The 19,996-nt window shown below is 71.4% G+C and carries 18 protein-coding genes and 1 pseudogene; 10 read left to right on the top strand and 9 right to left on the bottom strand.

From position 1 onward, the window contains the following. Nucleotides 1-144: 144 nt before the first annotated feature. A complete protein-coding gene (locus ACIREI_RS00360) occupies nucleotides 145-2,658 on the top strand; it encodes a DEAD/DEAH box helicase (protein ID WP_403325509.1) in 2,514 nt (837 codons plus the stop codon). A gap of 19 nt (nucleotides 2,659-2,677) precedes the next feature. Continuing rightward, nucleotides 2,678-3,547, top strand: a complete 870-nt coding sequence (locus ACIREI_RS00355) for an acyl-CoA thioesterase (protein ID WP_403325506.1) — start codon at nucleotides 2,678-2,680, stop codon at nucleotides 3,545-3,547. Here ACIREI_RS00355 and ACIREI_RS00350 read toward each other — a convergent pair. Beyond that, nucleotides 3,534-4,451 (bottom strand): DUF6397 family protein, encoded by a 918-nt coding sequence (locus tag ACIREI_RS00350; RefSeq protein WP_403325504.1) that lies wholly within the window; start codon nucleotides 4,449-4,451, stop codon nucleotides 3,534-3,536. The two genes, ACIREI_RS00355 and ACIREI_RS00350, sit on opposite strands and share 14 nt — an antisense overlap. Before the next feature lie 125 nt (nucleotides 4,452-4,576). Further along, nucleotides 4,577-4,990 (bottom strand): roadblock/LC7 domain-containing protein, encoded by a 414-nt coding sequence (locus ACIREI_RS00345; RefSeq protein WP_403325502.1) that lies wholly within the window; start codon nucleotides 4,988-4,990, stop codon nucleotides 4,577-4,579. Nucleotides 4,991-5,086: 96 nt separating this feature from the next. Between ACIREI_RS00345 and ACIREI_RS00340 the strand changes: the two genes are divergently transcribed. Continuing rightward, the gene (locus ACIREI_RS00340) at nucleotides 5,087-5,515 is read left to right on the top strand and encodes a PPOX class F420-dependent oxidoreductase (RefSeq protein WP_403325499.1); all 429 of its coding nucleotides are present in this window, start codon (nucleotides 5,087-5,089) and stop codon (nucleotides 5,513-5,515) included. A gap of 19 nt (nucleotides 5,516-5,534) precedes the next feature. Here ACIREI_RS00340 and ACIREI_RS00335 read toward each other — a convergent pair whose 3' ends face one another. The 5 genes from ACIREI_RS00335 to ACIREI_RS00315 all read right to left on the bottom strand — a co-directional run bounded on the left by ACIREI_RS00335 (nucleotide 5,535) and on the right by ACIREI_RS00315 (nucleotide 10,534). Beyond that, nucleotides 5,535-6,140: a GTP-binding protein gene (locus ACIREI_RS00335; protein WP_403325496.1), complete on the bottom strand. Its 606-nt coding sequence runs from the start codon at nucleotides 6,138-6,140 to the stop codon at nucleotides 5,535-5,537. A 119-nt stretch (nucleotides 6,141-6,259) separates the two neighbouring features. Next, nucleotides 6,260-6,673 (bottom strand): DUF742 domain-containing protein, encoded by a 414-nt coding sequence (locus ACIREI_RS00330; RefSeq protein WP_403325493.1) that lies wholly within the window; start codon nucleotides 6,671-6,673, stop codon nucleotides 6,260-6,262. Nucleotides 6,674-6,695: 22 nt separating this feature from the next. Further along, complete coding sequence (locus tag ACIREI_RS00325; protein WP_403325491.1) at nucleotides 6,696-7,169, bottom strand: roadblock/LC7 domain-containing protein; 474 nt, start codon at nucleotides 7,167-7,169, stop codon at nucleotides 6,696-6,698. Continuing rightward, complete coding sequence (locus tag ACIREI_RS00320) at nucleotides 7,166-9,691, bottom strand: nitrate- and nitrite sensing domain-containing protein (RefSeq protein WP_403325488.1); 2,526 nt, start codon at nucleotides 9,689-9,691, stop codon at nucleotides 7,166-7,168. Before ACIREI_RS00320 ends, ACIREI_RS00325 begins: the two co-directional genes overlap by 4 nt. Before the next feature lie 69 nt (nucleotides 9,692-9,760). Then, nucleotides 9,761-10,534 (bottom strand): MHYT domain-containing protein, encoded by a 774-nt coding sequence (locus ACIREI_RS00315; RefSeq protein ID WP_403325485.1) that lies wholly within the window; start codon nucleotides 10,532-10,534, stop codon nucleotides 9,761-9,763. Between the two features lie 151 nt (nucleotides 10,535-10,685). Here ACIREI_RS00315 and ACIREI_RS00310 point away from each other — a divergent pair, with 151 nt between their 5' ends. Next, a complete protein-coding gene (locus tag ACIREI_RS00310; protein WP_403325482.1) occupies nucleotides 10,686-11,285 on the top strand; it encodes a class I SAM-dependent methyltransferase in 600 nt (199 codons plus the stop codon). 4 nt (nucleotides 11,286-11,289) lie between these two features. Here the strand turns inward: ACIREI_RS00310 and ACIREI_RS00305 are convergent. Further along, nucleotides 11,290-11,673, bottom strand: a pseudogene (locus tag ACIREI_RS00305) (alpha/beta fold hydrolase); the annotation flags it as partial. On the opposite strand from ACIREI_RS00305, the gene ACIREI_RS00300 reads away from it, so the two are divergent. From ACIREI_RS00300 to ACIREI_RS00285, 4 genes are all read left to right on the top strand, one after another. Beyond that, nucleotides 11,590-12,063 (top strand): PadR family transcriptional regulator, encoded by a 474-nt coding sequence (locus ACIREI_RS00300; protein ID WP_403325479.1) that lies wholly within the window; start codon nucleotides 11,590-11,592, stop codon nucleotides 12,061-12,063. The pseudogene ACIREI_RS00305 and the gene ACIREI_RS00300 overlap by 84 nt on opposite strands. A gap of 184 nt (nucleotides 12,064-12,247) precedes the next feature. Next, nucleotides 12,248-12,544: a hypothetical protein gene (locus ACIREI_RS00295; RefSeq protein WP_403326836.1), complete on the top strand. Its 297-nt coding sequence runs from the start codon at nucleotides 12,248-12,250 to the stop codon at nucleotides 12,542-12,544. 135 nt (nucleotides 12,545-12,679) lie between these two features. After that, nucleotides 12,680-13,585, top strand: a complete 906-nt coding sequence (locus ACIREI_RS00290) for a hypothetical protein (RefSeq protein WP_403325478.1) — start codon at nucleotides 12,680-12,682, stop codon at nucleotides 13,583-13,585. A 402-nt stretch (nucleotides 13,586-13,987) separates the two neighbouring features. Beyond that, complete coding sequence (locus ACIREI_RS00285) at nucleotides 13,988-15,382, top strand: tannase/feruloyl esterase family alpha/beta hydrolase (protein ID WP_403325476.1); 1,395 nt, start codon at nucleotides 13,988-13,990, stop codon at nucleotides 15,380-15,382. 2 nt (nucleotides 15,383-15,384) lie between these two features. Here the strand turns inward: ACIREI_RS00285 and ACIREI_RS00280 are convergent, their stop codons facing one another. Next, nucleotides 15,385-15,567, bottom strand: coding sequence for a hypothetical protein (locus tag ACIREI_RS00280; protein WP_302002678.1), 183 nt, complete (start codon nucleotides 15,565-15,567; stop codon nucleotides 15,385-15,387). 292 nt (nucleotides 15,568-15,859) lie between these two features. Here ACIREI_RS00280 and ACIREI_RS00275 point away from each other — a divergent pair, with 292 nt between their 5' ends. Both ACIREI_RS00275 and ACIREI_RS00270 read left to right on the top strand, forming a co-directional pair. Next, the gene (locus ACIREI_RS00275; protein WP_403325474.1) at nucleotides 15,860-18,712 is read left to right on the top strand and encodes a DEAD/DEAH box helicase; all 2,853 of its coding nucleotides are present in this window, start codon (nucleotides 15,860-15,862) and stop codon (nucleotides 18,710-18,712) included. After that, nucleotides 18,709-19,995 carry an SWF or SNF family helicase gene (locus ACIREI_RS00270; protein WP_403325471.1) on the top strand — a complete coding sequence of 429 codons (1,287 nt, stop codon included), beginning with the start codon at nucleotides 18,709-18,711 and terminating at the stop codon, nucleotides 19,993-19,995. Before ACIREI_RS00275 ends, ACIREI_RS00270 begins: the two co-directional genes overlap by 4 nt. Nucleotide 19,996 lies beyond the last annotated feature (1 nt).

The raw sequence follows: 19,996 nt of genomic DNA, 5'->3' as shown, positions 1-19,996 counted from the left end.
GCCGTTGCCCGCCCCATTCCTCGTGTGCCGCTGTCCAGTTGACCGGGTTCGCTGACGTGTAGTCGGCGACACAGCGTAGCGTTCGCGATCTTCGGCCCTGCAGCCGATTCCCCTGTGGAGCAGGAGGGCAGGCAAGATGGGTGGGTGACCCTCATCGATCAGCTGCCGCCGACCGCCGACCCCGACGCCCTCTACGAAGCCTTCGAGTCGTGGGCCGAGGAGCGTGGCCTCACGCTCTACCCCCACCAGGAGGAGGCGCTGATCGAGGTGGTCTCCGGCGCGAACGTGATCGTGTCGACGCCCACCGGGTCCGGCAAGAGCATGATCGCCGCGGGTGCCCACTTCGCCGCGCTGGCCCGGGACGAGGTCACCTTCTACACCGCCCCGATCAAGGCGCTGGTCTCGGAGAAGTTCTTCGAGCTGTGCAAGATCTTCGGCACGGAGAACGTCGGCATGCTCACCGGCGACGCGTCCGTGAACGCCGACGCTCCCGTCATCTGCTGTACCGCCGAGGTGCTCGCGTCGATCGCGCTGCGCGACGGCAAGCAGGCGGACGTCGGCCAGGTCGTCATGGACGAGTTCCACTTCTACGCGGAGGGGGACCGCGGCTGGGCCTGGCAGATCCCGATCCTGGAGCTGCCGCAGGCGCAGTTCATCCTGATGTCGGCGACGCTCGGCGATGTCTCGATGTTCGAGAAGGACCTCACCCGGCGCACCGGCCGCCCGACGGCGGTGGTCCGCTCGGCGACCCGTCCCGTGCCGCTGTCCTACGAGTACAAACTGACCCCGCTGACCGAGACGCTGACCGAGTTGCTGCAGACCAAGCAGGCGCCGGTCTACATCGTGCACTTCACGCAGGCGCAGGCCGTGGAGCGGGCGCAGGCGCTGATGAGCATCAACATGTGCTCGCGTGAGGAGAAGGACCAGATCGCCGAGCTGATCGGCAACTTCCGCTTCACCACCAAGTTCGGCCGCAACCTCTCCCGTTACGTGCGGCATGGCATCGGTGTGCATCACGCCGGCATGCTGCCGAAGTACCGCCGCCTGGTGGAGAAGCTCGCGCAGGCCGGTCTGCTGAAGGTCATCTGCGGCACGGACACACTGGGCGTGGGTGTCAACGTCCCCATCCGCACGGTGCTGTTCACGGCCCTGACCAAGTACGACGGCAACCGCGTCCGCACCCTGCGCAACCGGGAGTTCCACCAGATCGCCGGCCGCGCCGGGCGCGCGGGGTTCGACACGGCGGGCTTCGTCGTCGCCCAGGGTCCCGAGCACGTCATCGAGAACGAGAAGGCGCTCGCCAAGGCCGGCGACGACCCGAAGAAGCGCCGCAAGGTCGTCCGCAAGAAGGCGCCCGAGGGCTTCGTCGGCTGGACGGAGAACACCTTCGACAAGCTCATCGCCTCCGAACCGGAGCCGCTGACCTCCCGCTTCCGGGTCACGCACACCATGCTGCTGTCGGTGATCGCCCGGCCCGGCAACGCCTTCGAGGCGATGCGGCATCTGCTGGAGGACAACCACGAGCCGCGCAAGCAGCAGCTGCGCCACATCCGGCGCGCGATCGCGATCTACCGCTCGTTGCTGGACGGCGGCATCGTCGAGAAGCTCGACGAGCCGGACCCCACCGGCCGCATCGTCCGCCTCACCGTCGACCTCCAGCAGGACTTCGCGCTCAACCAGCCGCTCTCCACCTTCGCCCTGGCCGCGTTCGAGCTGCTGGACCCCGATTCGCCGTCCTACGCCCTGGACATGGTGTCCGTCGTGGAGTCCACGCTGGATGATCCGCGGCAGATCCTCGTCGCCCAGCAGAACAAGGCCAAGGGCGAGGCCGTCGCGGCGATGAAGGCGGACGGCGTCGAGTACGAGGAGCGCATGGAGCGCCTCCAGGACATCACCTACCCCAAGCCCCTGGAGGAGCTGCTCTTCCACGCTTACAACACGTACCGCAAGAGCCACCCCTGGGTCGGCGACCATCCGTTGTCGCCGAAGTCGGTCATCCGGGACATGTACGAACGGGCGATGTCCTTCACGGAGTTGGTGTCCTTCTACGAGCTGGCCCGCACCGAGGGCATCGTGCTGCGCTACCTCGCCAGCGCCTACAAGGCCCTCGACCACAACATCCCGGACGACCTGAAGTCCGAGGACCTGCAGGATCTGATCGAGTGGCTCGGCGAAATGGTGCGTCAGGTCGACTCCAGTCTGCTCGACGAGTGGGAGCAGCTCGCCAACCCGGAGGAGATGACCGCCGAGGAGGCCCAGGAGAAGGCCGACGAGGTCAAGCCGGTCACCACGAACGCCCGTGCCTTCCGCGTCCTCGTCCGCAACGCCATGTTCCGCCGTGTCGAGCTCGCCGCCCTCGACCAGGTCGAGGAGCTGGGTGAGATGGACGCCGAGGCCGGCTGGGACGCCGAGGCCTGGGGCGAGGCGATGGACAAGTACTGGGACGAGTACGAGGACCTCGGCACCGGACCCAACGCCCGCGGGCCCAAGCTTCTGGTGATCGAGGAGGAGCCGGCGAACCGCCTGTGGCGCGTCCGCCAGATCTTCGACGACCCGAACGGCGACCACGACTGGGGCATCAGCGCCGAGGTCGATCTCGCCGCCTCCGACGCGGAGGGCCGCGCGGTGGTCCGTGTCACGGACGTAGGCCAGCTGTGAGTACAGGAGAATCCCAGCCATGACGACGAACCCGGCCGAGAGGCTCGTCGACCTGCTCGACCTGGAGCAGATCGAGGTCAACATCTTTCGCGGCCGCAGCCCGCAGGAGTCCCTGCAGCGCGTCTTCGGCGGCCAGGTGGCCGGCCAGGCACTGGTCGCCGCCGCGCGTACCACGGACGGCGACCGCCCGGTGCATTCGCTGCACGCGTATTTCCTGCGCCCGGGCAGGCCGGGCGTGCCGATCGTGTACCAGGTCGAACGGGTGCGGGACGGCAGGTCGTTCACGACCCGCCGGGTCACCGCCGTGCAGCAGGGCCGCACGATCTTCAATCTCACCGCCTCCTTTCATCAGCCTGAGCAAGGGAGCTTCGAGCACCAGCTGCCGCCGGCCCGCAAGGTCCCGGGCCCGGAGTCGCTGCCGTCGGTGACCGACGAGATCCGGGAGCATCTGGGCGCGTTGCCCGAGCAGTTGGAGCGGATGGCGCGCCGTCAGCCCTTCGACATCCGCTATGTGGACCGGCTGCGCTGGACCGCCGAGGAGGTCAAGGACGCCGAGCCGCGCAGCGCGGTGTGGATGCGCGCGGTCGGGCCGCTGGGCGACGACCCGGTCGTGCACACCTGCGCGCTGACCTACGCCAGTGACATGACCCTTCTGGACGCCGTCCGCATCCCGGTCGAACCCCTGTGGGGCCCGCGGAGTTTCGACATCGCGTCGCTGGACCACGCCATGTGGTTCCACCGGCCGTTCCGCGCGGACGAGTGGTTCCTGTACGACCAGGAGTCGCCGATCGCGACCGGTGGACGGGGACTCGCCCGCGGGCGGATCTACGACGTGGAAGGACGCCTGTTGGTGTCCGTCGTCCAGGAAGGTCTGTTCAGGGCGCTGTAGCCCGGGGCCGGGTGCTTCTGCGGCGCAGCCGGCTCAGCAGGCCGCGTGGCGGTTCCGGCTCCTCGGGCCGTGGCGAACCGAGGAGCATGGGATGCCCTGGAGCCGGGGCCCGCTTCGCCGCCGGACGCGGGGCCGGCCGCCTCTCGCGTGCCATGTCCAGCACTGCCGTCAGTTCGGCCCGCAGCAGGCCGATCTCGTCCGGATCGTCCGCCGTCATGATCCTCTCGGCGAGGTGCGCGGCGGGCGAGCCCGGTGCGCCGGATGCGGGCGGCCCTGGCCGGAAGCGGTTCAGATGGGAGCGCTCGTAGGGGTCGGGGACGATTTCCGCGATGTGCACGGGGTCGAGGAAGGCGGCCAGCGCGCCGGCGCTCTCCCATGGGTCGCCGGCCAGCCGCAGCAGGAATCCCCGATGACGGCCCCGCCAGTTGCGCGCCCGCAGATCCACGCCCGTGTCCAGCATGCCTCGCAGTCCTTCGGGCATACGTCGGGCGTTCAGCAGCGGGGCGTTCTTCTCGTCGGTGGCGAACTGCTTCAGCTCCTCGGCCAGATACAGCCAGACCACTGCCCGGTAGCGATTCAGATACCACCTCACCGGCACGACCAGCCCCAGGCGTGCCAGGCGCGTGAACCTGCCGACGGGCACGTCCACGACACCCGCGCCCTGTGTCGTACCCACCACCTTCACGCGGTCCTGCAACGATTCGGGGAACCCCGTCCCCGAACGCAGCCGGTCGATCTCCGACCGCGGGACGCGTCGGCCTCCACCTCCCTCGTCCGGCAAGGTCCGGATGAGTCCGAGGTGGACGGCGAGGTCCAAGTCTCCTCGCTTCAGGCCCAGTTCGCGCGCCGCGCGGCTCGGCGTGTACGAGAGGTGGTGTGGTTTCGTGACGGTGTCGCCTGACATGATCGTCTCCCCCGTGGAGTCAGTGGCTCACGCTGAGTGCGCTCGCCGTGACAAAACCGTAGCCCGTCCGGCGGATCTCGTGGCGAGCCTGTGGATAACTCCACGGGAGATGAAGAATCAGCAGGTCAGACGTCTGTGGTCGGTGTCCGTTCGGGCTGCCGGGCGTCCACGTCGAGGTGCTCGCCGACCCGGTTGACGAGCAGGGTCATCTCGTAGGCGATCTGGCCGATGTCCGCCTCCGCGCCACTGAGCACGCACAGGCAGCTGCCGGTGCCCGCCGCCGTGACGAACAGCACCGCGTCGTCGAACTCGACCATGGTCTGGCGCACTCTGCCCGCGCCGAAGTGCCGTCCCGAGCCCTTGGCGAGGCTGTGCAGTCCGGACGAGACGGCGGCGAGGTGCTCGGCGTCCTCGCGCCGCAGTCCGGTGCTCGCACCTGTCACCAGACCGTCGTTGGACAGCACCAGCGCGTGCCGTACATGGTCGACGCGCTCCGTCAGGTCGTCCAGCAACCAGCCAAGTCCCTGGTTCTGCGCCATGTTCCGGTCTCCCCGTGTTGATGTCTCCCCCTGCACCGGAGGATCTCTTCGCCACCCTTCCCGACGATCCGGCCCGTGGGCAAGGAGGATGGAGGCATGGCGCAGAAGATGACCGATGAGGAATGGCGGGCGTTCGTCTCGCAGGGCACACGCACCGGAAAGCTGTCGACCGTCCGGGCCGACGGGCGTCCGCATGTGACGCCGATCTGGTTCGTGCTGGACGGCGACGAGTTGGTGTTCAACACCGGCAAGTCGAGTGTGAAGGGCCGCAATCTGGCCCGTGACGGCCGGGTGGCACTGTGCGTGGACGTCGACCGGCCGCCGTACGACTTCGTGGTGCTTCAGGGCATCGCCCGGATTTCGGAGGATCCCACGGAGTTGAGGCACTGGGCCGGTCGTATCGGGGCTCGGTACATGGGCGAGGAACGCGCGGAGGAGTTCGGAGCCCGCAACGGCGTGCCGGGTGAACTCCTCGTCCGCGTCACGATCGAGAAGGTACTGGCGGAGAAGGGCGTCGCGGACTGACAGCGGGGGTCGGAACCGGTCAGCCCACGGAGTCGAGCAGCCGGGCGGTGTGCATCCGCCCGGCGTACTCGACGAGCCGGATCAGCACCTCCTTTCCCGAGTCGCGGTCCCGGGCGTCGCAGAGCACCACGGGTGTGCCGCTGTCCAGGTCGAGGGCGCGTGAGACGTCGTGGGCGCCGTACGTCCGGGCGCCCGCGAAGCAGTTGACGGCGACGACGAACGGGATGTGCCGGTGCTCGAAGTAGTCCACCGCGGGGAAACAGTCCTCCAGGCGCCGGGTGTCCGCGAGGACCACCGCGCCCAGGGCGCCTTGTGACAGTTCGTCCCACAGGAACCAGAAGCGGTCCTGGCCCGGGGTGCCGAAGAGGTAGAGGGACAGTCCGGACCTGATGGTGATGCGTCCGAAGTCCATGGCGACGGTCGTGGTGACCTTCTGGTCCACGCCGCCGGTGTCGTCCACCAACTGCCCTGCTTCACTGAGCAGTTCCTCGGTGCGCAGCGGCCGGATCTCACTGACCGCGCCCACCATGGTGGTCTTGCCCACGCCGAATCCGCCGGCGACCAGGATCTTCAGCGCCAGGGCGGTCGTCTCGCCGTCGGAGGCGTCGGAGTGCTCGGAGACCATCGATCACTTCTCTCGGGAGTGCCGGCATCGGTCGACGTCACGGTGCGAAGTCAGCATCATGACAACTGCGGCCGCCCTTCGTGGGATTGGAGCAGTTTTGACTGGTTCTGGAAGCTCATCTACAGCGCCCGCAATCCTTCGATCACCTCGCGCAGAATCCGTTCGTCCGGAAGCTGTGCGGGTGGTACCGGACGGCTGACGGTGACGCAGCCCAGTTCCAGGAGGTCGCCGAGGAGCACCCTGACGACCCCCACGGGCAGATCGGCGTCCGCGGCGAGTTCCGCGACCGACTGCGTCTCCGTGCGGCACAGCTCGATGAGGGCCCGGTGTTCCGGCCCGAGCGCGGTGTCGTCGTCGGCTCCGGGCGCGGAGGCGTCCAGGGTGACGAGGGCGATCAGGTCGAAACGCGCCCCGGTGGGGCCGGGGTCGGTACGTCCGCCCGTCATGGCGTACGGGCGGACGAGGGGCCCGGCCTCGCTGTCGTACCACTGGCTGCCCGGCTCGTGCGGGGCGCCCGTCGTGTCCTCGGTCATGCGCGCGGACCACCCTTCCGGCTCATCCCGCGGCGGGCGGCCGCGCTGCCGTGCGCGTCGGCGTGTAGAGATGCTCGCCGACGCGTTTGACCAGCCGTGCCATCTCGTACGCCACCAGTCCGATGTCGGCGGTCACGGCGGTGAGGACGGCGAGACAGGAGCCGTCGCCCGCAGCCGCCACGAACAGGAACGCCTCGTCCATCTCCACCATGGTCTGGCGCACCCCACCGGCGCCGAAGTGCCGGCCCGCGCCCTTGGCGAGACTGTGGAAGCCGGAGGCGACCGCGGCGAGGTGCTCGGCGTCCTCGCGGCGCAGGTCGGTCGACGCACCCACGGCCAACCCGTCGTTGGACAGCACCACGGCGTGCCGTACCTCGCTCACCCGCAGCACCAAGTCGTCCAGCAGCCAGTCGAGTTCGCCGGCCCTCCCCCACTCTCGGCTCCGCTCGAGCGGGGGGACCCCCATGTCGGCCCTCATGCTCGGATCCTGGATCATGCGGGGTCTCCTTCGCTGCTGTCGCTGCGCGCTGTGGGATCGGGAGTGGCACCGAGGCCGGGCTGCCTGCCGCCGCCGCGCGCCCAGCCGTCCCGGTATGCCGCCATGCGGTCCCGTACGAGTTCGGGGGTGCGCTGGTCGTCGTCGCGGGCTGTGGGCGGATGCGCCGGCTCCTCCGGACGCCCCTCGCGCAGCTGGGGGGCGAGGCTCGCCTGCCGTACGCGGCGTGGGAGGTCGTCGGAGGCTTCGGAGTCGTCCGGGGGGCGGTGCAGTCGCAAGGTGGTGACTCCGGGGGGTGGGGTGTCGGTCGTGAGGGCCTCCGCCGCGGCCGGCACGGGAGCCACCAGCGCGGGCCGGTCGGCGACCGCGTGGACGGACTCCTGGTGGCGTTCGGCGGCGGGCACGCGCGCGTACGGACGCTCGGCGGGCCGCTCGCTGTCCGCCCTCCTGCCGGGGGAACGTTCCGCCGTGGCCTCGTGCAGTAGGGCGGTGGGCAGCAGGACGACCGCGGTGGTGCCGCCGTACGGCGAGGTGCGCAGGTGCACCTTGATGCCGTGCCGCGAGGCGAGCCTGCTGACGACGAAGAGGCCGAGCCGGTCGCTGTCGAACAGGTCGAGTGCCTCGGACTGTTCGATGCGCCGGTTGGCCTCGGCGAGGGTCTCCTTGCCCATGCCCAGGCCGCGGTCCTCGACCTCGACGGCATAACCGTTGCCGACGGGCTCTCCGGTGATGCGCACACGCGTGTGGGGCGGCGAGAACTGGGCGGCGTTCTCGACGATCTCCGCCAGGAGGTGGGTGAGGTCGGCGACGGCCGCGCCGATGACGGACGCCTCGGGGAGCTGTCGTACCTCCACGCGCGCGTAGTCCTCGACTTCGGAGACGGCAGCGCGGACCACGTCGGTCAGGGAGACCGGCATCCGCCAGGCCCGCCCGGGCGCCGCTCCCGAGAGGATGATCAGGCTCTCGGCGTGGCGTCGCATACGGGTGGTGAGGTGATCGAGCCGGAAGAGGTCGCTCAGTTCGTCGGGGTCGTCGGAGCGCCGTTCCATGCTGTCCAGCAGGCTCAGTTGGCGGTGCACGAGGATCTGGCTGCGGCGGGCGAGGTTGACGAAGACGCCGGAGATGCCGCTGGCGAGCTCGGCGCGCTCCACGGCGGCCCGGAGCGCGGCGCGATGGACGGTGCCCAGGGCCTCGGCGACCTGACCGGTCTCGTCCTCGGCGGGCGGTCCGGGGGGTGCCTCGGCCCGGACGTCGATCTCCTCACCGGCGCGCAGCTTGCGCATGGCCTCGGGAAGTTTGCGCCGGGCGATCTCCAGGGCGCCATTGCGCAGGCTGACCAGCTCGACGACGAGCCCACGGCCGATGCGTACGGAGATCACGAGAGAGGCGGCGACGGCGGCGAGGCCGAGGAGGACGGCGGCACCGGCCGGGGTGAGCAGGCCACGGGTGAAGGGGTCGGCGCTGTCCGCGACTCCGCGCCCGGCGTCCTGCTCGATCGTCCGCATTCCGCCCTGCACGCGTGCGTGTGCCTTGCTCCAGGTGGCCTCCGCCGCGGCGTCGATCGCCCGAACGCCCGGTGCGGTGCCGAGGACCTTGTCCTCCACGGCGGCCACGGCCGCGTAGGCGCTGCCGTCGGCGAGGCTCTGCCAGGCCGCGCGTTCCGGACCGCGCAGATCCGCGACGGCGGATTCAGTGAGCGTGCGGCGGGTGTCGACGGCGCCGGTGAACAGCCGCAACCGCTCTCCGTCGAGACGTCGGGCAAGGCGTGCGCTGTCCAGCACCACGTCCTCTTGGGCCAACGCCTCGCCCGCGCGGGCGAATTCGAGCAGCACGCGCGCGTCGGAACCCAGTTCGGCGTCCTGGATGCCGGTGAGCGCCCCGCCCACCGAGAACGCGCTCGCGATGGTCCTCGTGTACCGCCCGTACGTCTCGTCCCAGCCGGAGCGGCCGTCGAGAACGGCACCGCGTACGGTGCTCAGCTGCTCGGCACCGGTCACGAAGGCCTCGAGGCGTCGGGCCACCCCGGCGGGGAGCTCCTCGCTGTCGGCGACGGTGCTGCGGTCGCCGAGCCGCAGCTGCGCCACCGCCTGGTCGGTGCCTTCCGCGAGCCCCTTGAGGTCGGCGATCTGTCCGGCGGAAGGGTCGGTGGCGTAGCGCACCGCGGCCTCGCGTTCGGCCTGGAGGGCGGCGACGGCGGCCGCGACGGGGGCCCTGATCTCGGAGTCGACGCGCTGCAACTGGCGCAGCCTCGCGACGTCCTGCGCGGTGGTGACGGTGGCGTAGGCCCAGAGGGCCAGCAGCGACACGACCGGCACCATCAGCAGACAGACGATCTTGGCGCGGACGGTGCGCGGCCGTATGCGCCAGCGCTCCACGCGCGCGGGTGGGTCGTCCGGCGCCGCGCCCGTGAGTTCTTCCGGGCCTTCGTCGGCCGGCGGTCCGGCGTGGGCGCGGCGGCCGCGCACGGGTGGCGGGGACGGCGTCTCGGCGCCGGCTGCGGTGGTCCTACGGGGTGTACGCATGGCATCCTCGCTCGGAAGGGATTCGGGGCGGGCCTTTCCGGGCCGTCACCGGTCCGGAAAGGCCCGCCGCTAGCCGACGACGCTCTCGACCGACCGCTGGGCCGACGCGGATGCCTCACGCTCCCTCGTCGTGGGTGAGAGTGCGACGAACGCCGAGGTCAGGAAGAGGTAGGAGCCGAGACCGACGGCGAGGGGGAAGATGAACTGCATCGCCGTGGCCCCGGGCAGGACGTCACCGGAGGGCGTGACGCTTACGCCGACGGCGAACATCCCTGTGTAATGCATGCTGCTGACGGCCGCGCCCATGATCAGGGAGGCGATGGTGACGGCGACGGGCGACTTGATGTTGAGCGCCGCCCACAGGGCCGCCGTGGCCGCGACGACGGCGATCAGGACGGAGAGTCCGACGAGGACGGGGTCGTAGCTGACGTCGCCGTGGAGTCGTACGGCGGCCATGCCCAGGTAGTGCATGCTCGCGACGCCGAGCCCGGTGGTGAGACCGCCGAGGAAGAGCGCGCGGGTCCGGTCACGGCCGTAGCCGACGGCGAAGACGCCGGCGCAGACGACGGCCATGGCGACGAGCAGGCTCGCGATGGTGAGCGGCACGTCGTAGCGGATGTCGGTGCCGCTGACGCTGAAGCCCAGCATGGCCACGAAGTGCATGGTCCAGATGCCGGTGCCGATCGCCGAGGCCGCGGTGACGAGCCAGTTGCGGCGCGACCGGCCGGTGGCGGCGAGCGCGCGGACGGTGCACCGCAGGCCGAGCGCGGCGCCTATGCAGGCCATCACGTACGACAGCACGGGGGTAAGCCAGCCCAGGGCGGCGTGGTCCAGGTGTCCCATGACCCCGGGACGCTAGGGGGGCACGGGTGCACGGAGGGGGCGCGTTTCGAAAGCTGTTGGAATATGACGCACACATGCACCGGAACGATCGCGTCACGCTCGAACGTGTGCACAGCGACGTCATCCGCGCCGGTGAGGGATCATGCGAAACATGAGCGACGACCACACGCATGTGCAGGAGTTCTTCACCGCCCGCGCCGCCGACTGGGACAGCCGGTTCCCCGACGACGGGCCCGCCTACGCGGCCGCGGTCGCCGAGCTCGGGCTGCGCGAGGGAGGCCGCGTGCTCGACGCGGGCTGCGGCACCGGGCGGGCCCTGCCGCCCCTGCGTGCCGCTGTGGGGCGCTCGGGGGTGGTTCTGGGGGCCGATCTGACCCCGGCCATGCTGGAGGCCGCCGTACGGGCCGGACGCGACGCCGACGGGCGGTTGCTGCTCGCCGACGTGGCCGCGCTGCCGTTGCGGTCGGAGTCGCTCGACGCCGTGTTCGCGGCCGGTCTCATCGCGCACTTGCCCCATCCGGCGACGAACCTGCGGGAGTTGGCCCGTGTGGTGCGGCGCGGCGGCACGCTCGCCCTGTTCCACCCGATCGGCAGGGCCGCGCTCGCGGCGCGCCAAGGCCGCCAAATCACCCCGGACGACCTGCGCGCCGAGCCCAACCTCCGGCCGCTGCTGGCCGGTTCCGGATGGCGCATGACGTCGTACGTCGACGAGGACGACCGCTTCCTGGCACTGGCCGTACGGGAGTCCTGACGTCTCAGCCCAGCCCGGCGACGGCCGCCATGAAGGCATCGGGGTTGTCGAACATGACGTTGTGCCCGGCGCCGGGCGCGGTCACCACCCGCACGCCCGCGGCCTCCGGGACTTTCCTGCCCGGGAGTTCACCGCTGAGTTCGCCCTGAAAGTACAGGCGGTCGATGGTCAGTCCTTCGAGGATGGCCCGCATGATCGGCTCGGAGCCTCGCCTCAGCCCCACGGCGCTGCGGTGCAGGGCGCGCCGGTCGGCCAACCGCATGGTCGCCGCCCACAGCGGCCCGACCGCGTCCAGCACGCGCGCGTGTGCACCGCCGACGAACTCCGCCTCGTAGGCCGCGATCCATGCGCTCCCCGCGGCGGGCGGAGGCGAGGCGTCGAGGTTGGCTCCCTCAGGGCGGGCCTGCTGGCCCGTGCCACGGAACCCGGAGCAGTGGCTGCTCCGCGTCATGTGCTGACGCTGACCGAGGCGCGCCGACGGGGTCTGTGCCACCGGCTCGCCGAGCCCGACCCGCGTGCCATCAGCGATGAGAACCGGTGGTTCACGGTGCTCGCCTTCCTGCGGCACCCGGACGACGCGGCCGCCCGGTCCGCCGTACTACGACGTCGGCTCGCCTTCATCGAGGAGCCCGCGAGCTTCTTCTACGACGGTGACCGGCCGCTGCCCGCCGAGGAGCTGGACGATCCCTTCCGGCGCGGCATCCTGACCATCGCGCGGGCGACGTCCCGGGCCGAACTCAGCTGGCTGCGCGAGACGATCGCCTCACTCGGCGACTGACCGGCCGATGCGCCGCGCGGGACAGCACCGGACGCCCGGAAGCAGCCGGGTGACGAATCTGCGCGAGCCGCTCGAAGCGCTTCACCGCGCCGTCCCCCTTCTTTCGCCGAGGCTCCAACTCTACGTTGATTGGGGGAAGATGGACGATCAACCAGGTGAGCAACACAGGGGGAAGGCGGTCATCATGTGGAGCAGGGTGCGCGAGTCGTATGCGAGATTTCTCCGATCCATGCGCACGGAGGCGGACACCGGCAGGGAGAGGCAGACGCACAATCTGTTCGAGGCCGCCGCCGTATATGTGTCGGCCCGCGCGCAGGACGACCAGGAGCAGATCGACGAGGCCGCCGGCTGGGTGTCTCCGGAAGCGCTGTCGTTCGGCGTGAGCGAGCTGGCGTGCCGGGCCGTCATCGCGCTCGCCCGGGAGCGCGACGAGTCGCCGCAGACCGTCGCCAGGTCGCTCCTCGGGCTGCCGGCGGCCTGACAGCGCGGGCAATCGCGGTCGATTCGCCCCGTCCGGTCGGAAAACTGCAGCTCCGGGTGTGCCTGGGAGTCGTGACAAGCGGCTTCCGGTCGCACTAGGGTGCGCGCCGATGGACGAACCGATGGGGAGGCTGGGATGGCCGGGACGGATGAGGAGGCCGTCGCCGCCGCGGACGATGCGCTCTATGTGCTCACGGCGGTGCTGCTGACGCCGGCGAAGTTCCCGAGCGTGCTGGGCGACGACTATCCGGAGGCCTGCGCGGCGCTCGGCCTCGCGCCGCTGGCCGACGGATACGGCCTGGTACTCGGCCAGGACGGCGACGGCGCCCGGTGGACGGTCGTCGTCGACGACGTCTCCCTGGTCGCCGTCGCCATCGCCTCCTGGGACTGCGGCATGGAGTACGACCTGTCACCGGACGAACGTACGGTCGTGGCCGCGCTGCCCGGGTGGCCCCTCGCGGTCGCCGTCGCCGCCCCCAATGTGCCGGCTCCGCACGATCCCGGCCCCGAGTTCGCCGACGGTCCGCCGCTCACGCCGCCGGACACGAGCGTGTGGGGGCCGGCCCAGCGGCGGCTGGGCGCCGACGAGATCGCGCTGCAGTGGGCGATGTGGCGAGAGCAGATCGACGACGCCGAGTTCCCCACGCCGGGCGGTGCGTCGGACGCCGCCGAGCCGACGGACGGGGGCGAAGAACAGGGCGAGGCCCAGGGGGTCGCGCAGGAGGAGGGCCAGAACGAGGCCGAGAGGGGCGCGCAGGGCGAGAGCCAGGGCGGTCACAGCGGCATCCGCCGGGTCCTCGCCGAGGCACGCGCGTACGTGGACTCCCCGCCGCCCCTGGGACGCGTCCGGTCGTCGTTCGCGCCGGGCGACGCACGGACCCTGCGCGCGGACGGCCCCGGCTGGTCACTCGTCGCCAGGACCGACGACATCGCGTTCGTGCTCCTGGACGACGAACCCGGCGAGGTCCTGCCGGTCGGCCGCGGGCCGGAGCTGCCCGGGCTGCTGGCAGCGCTCGACAAGATGGCCGTACGCCCCAGCTGAGCCACACGCCAGGAGAGATACGGCAGCGGGCCCCCGGCTGCCTGGGACGCCCGTCGGTGTCCGGCGCGGCTGCGGCGTCCCGCGGCTGCGGGGCCCGGCACGGTGCCGGGTCCGGCACGGCTGGGCTGTCAGGCACGCCTGCGGTGTCAGGCTCGTCCAGGGAACGCCGGGAGGACGTTCGCCGCGCCTCACGTCCGAAGCCATCGGCCTCGCGGAGACGCCACTGAGCTCCCACCTGCCGTGGGGCACCTGTGCAGCGGCGTGTCTCGGGACCCCATCCGGCGGCGGCGTTCCATGTGGGTCGAGCCCATGGAAGGCGCGGAGCCAGGCGCGCACCATGAGGCAGCCTTCGCGGCTCCGCTCCCACTGCCGCCCTCGTCTCCCGCCTTCCAGGAGGCCGTCATGCGCCTGTCCCAAGGTGTTCCGTTCGTTGCCGCCACACTGCTGACCGCCGCCCTCACCTGGCCGACTCCGGCAACGGCCACGGCAGTTCATGAGCACCACTGCTCCCGTCAGGAGCGCCTGCGCGTACCGGGCGCGGCCTTCCAGCAGAGGGCCTGCCTCGCGGATCTCACCACGACGGGACTCGCCGGCACGCCCTACACCGACATGGCCGACCAGGCCGGATTGACGGCGCAGGGCACCCGGACACCGGCCGGGGTTCCGGGGATTCAGGTCGACGGATACTTCCCGGACTCCTCTCGCTTCAACGCCACACACGGCCTGCATCACGACGCGCAGTTCGTGATCCGGCTGCCGGACCGCTGGAACGGCGGCCTGGTCGTCACCGGAGCCCCGGGCACCCGCAGGCAGTACGCGATGGACACGGCGATCTCCGACCAGGTGCTCGCCCTGGGTTACGCCTACGCGGCGACGGACAAGGGCAACAACGGCGCCGACTTCTACCGCGACGGCAAGCGGCCCGGCGACGCGGTCGCCGAGTGGAACGCGCGGACCACCCAGCTCACCCGGGCCGCCCGCAAGGTGGTGGCCCAGCGCTACGGGCGCGCTCCCCGCCGTACCTACATGACCGGCATCTCCAACGGTGGTTATCTCACCCGCTGGCAGTTGGAGAACCATCCCGAGCTGTACGACGGCGGCGTGGACTGGGAGGGCGCCCTGTGGACCGCGGACGGCCCCAACCTGCTCACCTCCTTGCCCACGGCAGTGGCACGCATGCTCGGCTCCGCGCGGGACGAGGACCTGTACACGGTCGGTTTCGCGCGCGGGTCCGAGTTCCTGTGGCCCTACCACGAGCAGGCCTACTGGGGAGTCACGCAGAAGATCTACCGCGCCGAGTTCGACCCCGCCTACGACCCCGGCTGCCCCGGTCCGTCCGCCGGGAGCACCCCGGAGCGGATTCTGGCGCCATGCGCGTCCGATGCCACGTACGACTACGCGTCGCGTCCGGCGTCCGTCCGCGGCGCCGTGGCCCGCGTGGCGCTGACCGGGCGCATCGGCCGACCGTTGATCACGCTGCACGGCGATTTGGACGCGCTGCTGCCGAAGGCCAGCGACTCGGATGTGTACGCGCGCATGGTCGACGGAAGCGGACGGGGAGCACTGCACCGCTATTTCACGATCGCCGACGGTACGCACGTCGACGGGCTGTACGACACCTATCCCGACCGGCTCCGGCCGATCCTGCCCTGCTACAGGTCGGCGTTCGACGCACTGGTCTCATGGGTGGAGCGCGGCACTCCACCGCCCGCGGACCGTACCGTCGGCAGGCCCGCGAGCGGCGATGTGCTCCACTCCTGCGCACTGTCAGTCCCGGTCGGACCGGCGGTCGGGTGAGGTCAGCGACCGAGTTCCTTGCGTGTGGCGCGGCGCAGCCTGCGCCGCTGTGACGGGTCGAGCGCGAGGTACGCGGCGGCCGGGACTCCCAGGACTATCAGGAGCGCCGCCCACCAGGGCAGCCAGATCAGCAGGATGAGACCGGCCGCCACACCTCCCGCGGCGATCTTCGCGTTCTTCGACATGTGCGTCGCCTCCTTCGCGGCCACTGCCGCTCTCTGACCTGAAAACGGGTCCGCGCTTCCAGCGGTTCCGAACCGCGACCCTGAGACGACCCTGAGGTGCGGCCCCTACTGGTCACGGAGAGCTCCGGTGCCAGCCGATGTGCGTCGGCGCGCCGGGCTCCGCACAAGGGACATACCCACGCCGACCAACGCGTGACCCAGGCCACGATGCGGGCATGCCGGATGAACCGCCGAGTTCCTGTACCCTCGGCCACTCGACCCAAGTAGTCAAATTTGAGGAGTGTTGCAGAGCGTGCCGAGGCTTCCCGAGGCAACACCGTCCGACATCTCCGAACTGGCCTGCTGCCGAGCCGTTTTCGTGCCCGGTGACCCTGCCCGCACCGGCCAGGTCGCCTTCTGGCGAGCCGACGGCGGCGCTGTTCCGCCCGTGGCGTCCGGATCCGTCGAGGAGCTGGCCGTCGCTCTGCCGGGCGAAGACGGTGTCGAGCTGGTGAACGTGCCGGCCGTTGTGCTGCCGGTGCGCACCGCCCTGCCTGTGCTCACGCGTGCGCGTGCCTGCGCGCAGGTTCCCCGGTCGGTCGCTTTCTGGGGCACGGCAGCCGTGCTTGCCCTGCAACTCGTGGCACGCGGCCTCCTCCTGCCCGGCCTATCGGCAGAAGACCATGACGCCTGGCGCGCCGGTCCCCTGCGCCCGGAGGACGTCGAACGCATCCGGGCTCTTGCCGCCGCGATGCCGCCCGAAGCACACTCCGTGCCGCTGGAGGGCGTCGGGCCACTGAGACTGCCGGACCCGGAGCGGCTGCTGCGGGCCTTCCTGGACGCCGTCGCCGACGCGCTGCCCCGCTCCCCTGCGGCCGCGCTCGTCACAGGCGGGCCCGCCTACGCGGCTCAGGAGCCGCAGCACCTGCCCGAGCAGCGGGCGTGGGCCGCCGATGTCGCCTCCGGCCACGACGCGGGCGTACGGCTCTCCCTGCGGCTGGAGGTCCCCGGCCTCGCCACGGTGACGCAGGATGACGCGGCGCTGTCGTTCCGGGCGGTGTTGCAGGTGCACAGCGTGAGTGATCCGACGCTGGTCGCGGATGCGGGTGACGTGTGGGCGGGATCCGGCGCCTTCGGTCCGCGCGCGCGGATGGACGCCCTGCTGGCGCTGCGCCGGGCCGCGCGGGCCTGGAGTCCGCTCACTCCGTTGCTCTCGGCCGCCGTGCCGGACGCCGTGGAACTCGCGGACGAGGAGGTGACCGACCTCCTGGGAGAGGGCACGCGAGCCCTGGCCGGGGCCGGCGTCGACGTGCACTGGCCCAAGGCGCTGGCCCGCGAACTGACCGCCCGCGCCGTGATCGGTCCGCCGGACGAGGAGTCCGCGTCCGGCAGGGTCTCCTCGGACACGCCGTCCTTCCTGTCCGCCGACGCGCTGCTCGCCTTCAACTGGTGGTTCGCGCTGGGCGACCAGCGGCTCACACGCGAGGAGCTGGACCGGCTGGCGGAGGCGAACCGCCCGGTGGTGCGGCTGCGCGACCAGTGGGTCCTCGTCGATCCCCAGGAGGTGCGTCGCGCCCGCGCTCAGCAGGACCGCAAGGTGACGCCCATCGACGCGCTGGGCGCCGCGCTGACGGGCTCCACCGAGGTGGACGGCCACCAGGTCGAGGTGCGGCCCACAGGGTGGCTGGCGGCGCTGCGCGAGCGGCTCGCGGACCCCGAGGGACAGGAGCCGGTGGGCCGGCCTCCCGCGCTCACGGCGACACTGCGGGACTACCAGCTGCGTGGCCTGAGCTGGCTGGCCCGGATGACCTCCCTGGGCCTGGGCTGCTGTCTCGCCGACGACATGGGCCTCGGCAAGACGGTCACGCTCATCGCGCTGCATCTGCACCGGCAGGCCGACGCCTCGTCCGCCGGTCCGACGCTGGTGGTGTGCCCGACGTCCCTGATGGGCAACTGGCAGCGGGAGATCGAGAAGTTCGCGCCCGGCACGCGCGTGCGCCGCTTCCACGCGTCTCGGCGTGATCTGGGCTCCCTGGCGGACGGGGAGTTCGTGCTCACCACGTACGGCACGATGCGCCTGGACGCGCGCCGCCTGGCCGAGGTGCCGTGGGGCATGGTCGTGGCGGACGAGGCCCAGCACGTGAAGAACCCGTACTCGGCGACAGCGAGGGAGCTGCGCTCCATCGGCGCACGCGCACGCGTGGCGCTCACCGGCACCCCGGTGGAGAACAACCTGTCGGAGCTGTGGGCGATCCTCGACTGGACGACGCCCGGGCTGCTGGGCCGCCTCGGCACCTTCCGCGCGCGATACGCGCAGGCCGTCGAGAGCGGCCAGGATCCGGCCGCCGCGGAACGTCTGACCCGGCTCGTGCGCCCGTTCCTGCTGCGTCGGCGCAAGTCGGATCCGGGGATCGCGCCGGAGCTGCCGCCGAAGACGGAGACCGATCGTGCCGTGTCCCTCACCGCGGAACAGGCGGGTCTCTACGAGGCCGTGGTCCGCGAGACGCTCGCGGAGATCTCGGGAGCCGACAGCATGGCGCGGCGTGGCCTGATCGTGAAGCTCCTGACGGGTCTGAAGCAGATCTGCAACCATCCGGCGCAGTTCCTCAAGGAGGAGCGGCCGAGGATCGCCGGAAGGTCGGGCAAGTTGGAACTGCTGGACGAGCTGCTCGACACCATCCTCTCCGAGGGGTCGAGCGTCCTGGTCTTCACGCAGTACGTGCGCATGGGACACCTCATCGAACAGCATCTGGCGGCCCGCGGCATGCCCTCGCAGTTCCTGCACGGCGCAACCCCAGTGGCCGAGCGTGAGGCCCTGGTGCGCCGCTTCCAGGACGGTGAAGCGCCGGTGTTCCTGCTGTCGTTGAAGGCAGCGGGCACCGGCCTGAACCTCACCCGCGCCGAGCATGTCGTGCACTACGACCGCTGGTGGAACCCCGCCGTCGAGGCGCAGGCCACGGACCGCGCGTACCGCATCGGCCAGACCCGGCCCGTGCAGGTGCACCGGCTGATCGCCGAGGGAACCATCGAGGACCGTATCGCCGACATGCTGAGCCGCAAGCGGGAGCTGGCCGACGCTGTGCTGGGCGCCGGCGAGGCGGCGCTGACGGAGCTGACGGACGCGGAGCTGGCCGATCTGGTGGAACTGCGAGGGGGCGCCCGATGACTCGACACGACGGTGACTTGGAGCGCACGTTCGCCGCGCTGCCGCCCGCGCACGGGCGGGGGTTCGCACAGACGTGGTGGGGCCAGGCCTGGCTGAAGGCGCTGGAGGAGACGGCGCTGGACTCGGGGCAGCTCAAGGCCGGCCGCAGACTCGCGCGCGCGGGAGCGGTCGGGGCGGTGTCGGTGCGCCCGGGACGCATCACCGCCGTTGTACAGGGCCGCGACCGTACGGCGCACCGGGCCGACGTACTGCTGGAGGAACTGACCGGCGAGCAGTGGGAGCGCTTCCTGGACATGACCGTCGAGCGGGCCGGGCATGTCGCCGCACTGCTCGATCGCGACATGCCACCGCATCTGGTGGAGGACGCCGCCGCCACCGGCATCGAACTGCTGCCGGGCATGGGTGATCTGGAGCCGGAGTGCGGCTGCGGGGCCTGGGACCACTGCGGTCACACAGCGGCCCTGTGCTACCAGGTGGCTCGGCTCCTGGACCAGGACCCGTTCCTGCTGCTGATGATGCGCGGTCGGGGCGAACGAGGCCTCTTGGACGACCTTCAGGCCCGCAGCGCCTCACCCGCCGACGAGCCGTCGGAACCGTCCGCGCCGTCCGATCCGGAGGGCGTGGACGCCGCCGAGGCCTATGCGGCCGGCGACATCCTGCCGCCGCTGCCCGCCCTGCCCGGGCTGCCCGCCGAGCCGGGAGTGCCGCCTTCCCTGGACACCGAGACGCCTCCCGCACCCGGCGTCGACCCGGCCGCGCTGGAGTTCCTGGCCGCCCGGACCGCCGCGGAAGCACACCGCATGGTGGCGGAAGCCCTGCGAGCAGGCCCGGAACAGCATGCCGTCGAAGCGGAGTTGACCCTCGCCCAGGACGCGGTCCGCCTGGCCTGCGGCTCCCCGTCCACCGGCGTGGCGGAGCGGTTGGCCGATGGCTCGGGGCGCGGCCGCGAGGGGCTGCCGGTCGCGGTGCGCGCCTGGCGTCTCGGGGGCGTCGCCGCGCTGTCCGTGCTCGACGAGGAGTGGACCGTCGAGGGCGAGGCGTTCGCACGCGCGCGTGCCGCTCTGGACTCGGCCTGGGACGAAGACGAACGGCCGGTGCTGCGGGCGAAGGGCAACCGCTGGACGGTCCTCGGTGCGCCCAGCCAACTGCGCCTGGGACGGGACGGACGCTGGTGGCCATACCGCGAGGAACACGGCAGCTGGGTGCCGGCGGGAGGCCCCGCCCAGGATCCGGCAACAGCGTTGGCTTCGGCGCAGCTTGCGGCCGAGGAGGAGCAGCCGTAGG

Source organism: Streptomyces sp. NPDC093591, from assembly GCF_044764885.1.
In the GTDB taxonomy this organism is placed as follows: domain Bacteria; phylum Actinomycetota; class Actinomycetes; order Streptomycetales; family Streptomycetaceae; genus Streptomyces.
This window is presented reverse-complemented; position numbering and strand designations above follow the sequence as displayed.